Source organism: Streptomyces sp. NPDC059454, assembly GCF_042749965.1.
Classification (GTDB): Bacteria; Actinomycetota; Actinomycetes; order Streptomycetales; family Streptomycetaceae; genus Streptomyces.
Window position 1 is genome coordinate 1 of the sequence record NZ_JBHYVC010000128.1, and the last position, 3,311, is coordinate 3,311.

Annotated in this window: 1 protein-coding gene; it reads right to left on the reverse strand. The window is 73.5% G+C overall.

Annotation, left to right across the window (positions count from 1 at the left end; translation table 11 throughout):
* A partial coding sequence (locus ACFXAE_RS36085) for a beta-ketoacyl synthase N-terminal-like domain-containing protein (protein WP_384723933.1) occupies positions 1 to 3,311 on the reverse strand: 3,311 nt, incomplete at both ends.

Consider the following 3,311-nt stretch of genomic DNA (forward strand, 5'->3'; position numbering starts at 1 on the left):
TCCACCGGCACCACCTCCGCACCCACCGGAGGCCACTGCGCCAGATCGAACCCCGCCGACACCACACCCTCCACCAGGAACCCGGAGGCATGGGTGGACCAGTCCTGCGCGGCGTCCTCGGAGCGCGAGTAGACGGCGACCGTACGGCGTCCGCCGTTCTCCGGGCCGACCACCACGCGCACCTGGACGCCGCCCCGTTCGGGCAGCACCAGCGGTGCGGCCAGGGCCAGTTCCTCCAGCGTCGCGCAGTCCACGGCCTCGCCCGCCGTCAGGGCGAGTTCGACCAGTACGGCGCCGGGCAGCAGCGTGCGGCCCAGGACCACGTGATCGGCCAGCCACGGCTGCGCCTCCACCGACAGCCTGCCCGTCAGCACCACACCACCGGAGTCCGGCAGCGCCACCACCGCACCCAGCAGCGGGTGGTCGGACGCGTCCAGACCGGCGCCGGCGGGAATCGCGGTGGCGCCGTCCGTGGCGTGCAGCCAGTAGCGCTGCCGCTGGAAGGCGTAGGTCGGCAGGTCGACGGTGCGTGCGCCGGTGCCGGCGAAGTACGCGGCCCAGTCGACAAAAGCGCCGTCGCTGTGCAGGTGGCCGAGGGCGGTGAGCAGGGCGTCGGCCTCGTCCCGGCCCTTGCGGGCGACCGGCACCAGCAGGACGCCGGTGTCGTCGAGGCAGGTACGGGCCATGCCGGTCAACACCGCTTCGGGACCGACCTCGACGCAGCGGCCCACCCCGGCGGCACGCAGTGCCTGGACTCCGTCGGCGAAGCGCACGGCCTCGCGGACGTGGGTCACCCAGTAGGCGGGCGTGGTGAGTTCGCCGGGTGCGGCGATGCGGCCGGTCACGTTGGAGACGACGGGCAGCAGCGGATCGGCGTAGGAGAGGTTCTCGGCGACCGTGCGGAACTCCTCCAGCATCGGCTCCATCAGCGGGGAGTGGAAGGCGTGCGACACCCGCAGCCGGGTCGTACGGCGACCCTGTTCGCGGAACACCCCGGCGACAACCTCGACCGCGGCCTCGGCACCCGAAACCACCACGGAGGACGGGCCGTTGACGGCCGCGACCGACACCTCGTCGGTCAGGTGCGGCAGGACCTCGGCCTCCGTCGCCTCGACCGCGACCATCGCGCCGCCCGCAGGCAGCGCCTGCATCAGCCGGCCACGCGCAGCCACCAGGGCACACGCGTCCGCGAGGGAGAGGACACCCGCCACATGCGCGGCGGTGATCTCGCCGATCGAGTGTCCGGCGACGTAGTCGGGGCGCACTCCCCAGGCGTCGAGGAGGCGGCACAGCGCCACTTCCAGGGCGAACAGCCCGGCCTGGGCGTAGGCGGTCCGGTTCAGCGCCTCCGCGTCGTCGCCCCAGACGACCTCGCGCAGGGGCCGTTCCAGGTGCTCGTCCAGCCCGGCGCACACCGCGTCGAACGCCTCGGCGAACACCGGGAAACGGGCGTGCAGTTCACGGCCCATGCCGAGCCGCTGCGAGCCCTGGCCCGAGAACAGGAAGGCGGTCGAGCCGCCGTCCCGCGCGGTGCCGTGGAGGACGGCCGGGGACGAGTCGCCGCGGGCGAGCGTCCGCAGCCCGTCGAGCAGGTCGTCACGGTCGGCACCGAGTACGACGGCGCGGGACTCCAGCACGGTGCGGGAGGTGGCCAGTGCGTAGGCGGTGTCCAGTGGGTCCTGGTCCGGGCGGTCCGTGAGGTGGGTGAGCAGTCGTCCGGCCTGGGCGCGCAGCGCCTCGGGGGTCGCGGCGGACACCGTCCAGGGCAGCGGGGGCGTCGGGCGTTCGCCCTCGCCGTCGCCGTTCACCGATCCCGGCTCGGCTGCCGGTGCGGGGGCCTGTTCCAGGACGACGTGCGCGTTGGTGCCGCTGAGTCCGAACGCGGAGACACTCGCACGGCGCGGGTGCTCGGCGTCCGGCCAGGGCCGTTCCTCGACGACCAGTTCCGCGTTGCCCTCGGTCCAGTCGACGTGCGGTGAGGGCCGGTCGACGTGCAGGGTGCGCGGCACGGAGCCGTGCTCCATGGCCATCACCATCTTGATGACGCCGGCGACACCGGCGGCGGCCTGGGCGTGACCGATGTTCGACTTGATGGAGCCGAGCAGCAGCGGCCGGTCGGCGGGGCGGTCCTGGCCGTAGGTGGCGAGCAGCGCCTGGGCCTCGATCGGGTCGCCCAGGGTCGTGCCCGTACCGTGCGCCTCGACGACGTCGACCTCGGAGGCGGCCACGCCGGCTGCCTCGAGCGCCTGTCGGATGACGCGCTGCTGGGACGGGCCGTTGGGGGCGGTGAAGCCGTTGGAGGCGCCGTCCTGGTTGACGGCGGTGCCCCGGACGACCGCGAGGACGCGGTGCCCGTTGCGTACGGCGTCGGAGAGGCGCTCGACGAGGAGGACGCCGACGCCCTCGGACCAGCCGACGCCGTCGGCCGCGCCCGCGAACGCCTTGCAGCGGCCGTCCACGGACAGGCCGCGCTGCCGGCTGAACTCGACGAACATGCCCGGGGTCGACATCACGGTGGCTCCGCCGGCCACCGCGAGGGAGCACTCGCCCGAGCGCAGCGCCTGGACCGCGAGGTGCAGGGCGACGAGGGAGGACGAGCAGGCGGTGTCGACGGTGACGGCCGGGCCTTCCCAGCCGTACGTGTACGACAGCCGGCCGGACACCACGCTGCCGCCTGCCGTGCCGGAGGGCGACACGTTGAGGGCGTAGTCGTGGTACATCACGCCGGCGAACACGCCGGTGCGGCTGCCCTTGAGCGAGGCCGGGTCGATGCCCGCCCGCTCCAGGGCCTCCCAGGACGTCTCCAGGAGCAGTCGCTGCTGCGGGTCCATGTAGAGGGCCTCGCGCGGCGAGATGCCGAAGAACCCGGGGTCGAACTGGGCGGCGTCATAGAGGAAGCTGCCCCGGCGGGTGTAGCTCTTGCCTTCCGCGCCGGGCTCCGGGTCGTACAGGCCCTCCAGGTCCCAGCCGCGGTCGTCCGGCATGTCGGAGACGGTGTCGACGCCGTCGGCGACCAGTCGCCACAGGTCCTCGGGCGAGGTCACTCCGCCCGGGTAGCGGCAGGCCATGCCGACGATGGCGATCGGCTCGTTGTCAACGGGCCGCGCGCTCAAGTCCGTTCGGCCGGAGGCGGTGGACCGGAGGGCCGGGCCCGCGAGCTTCTCCTCGATGTGTTCGGTGACGGCGAGGGCGTTGGGGTGGTCGAAGACCAGGGTGGCGGGGAGTCGGAGTCCGGTGAGGTGGTTGAGCTGGTTGCGCAGTTCGGTCGCGGCGAGCGAGTCGAAGCCCAGCTCCTGGAAGGCCCGGTCGGG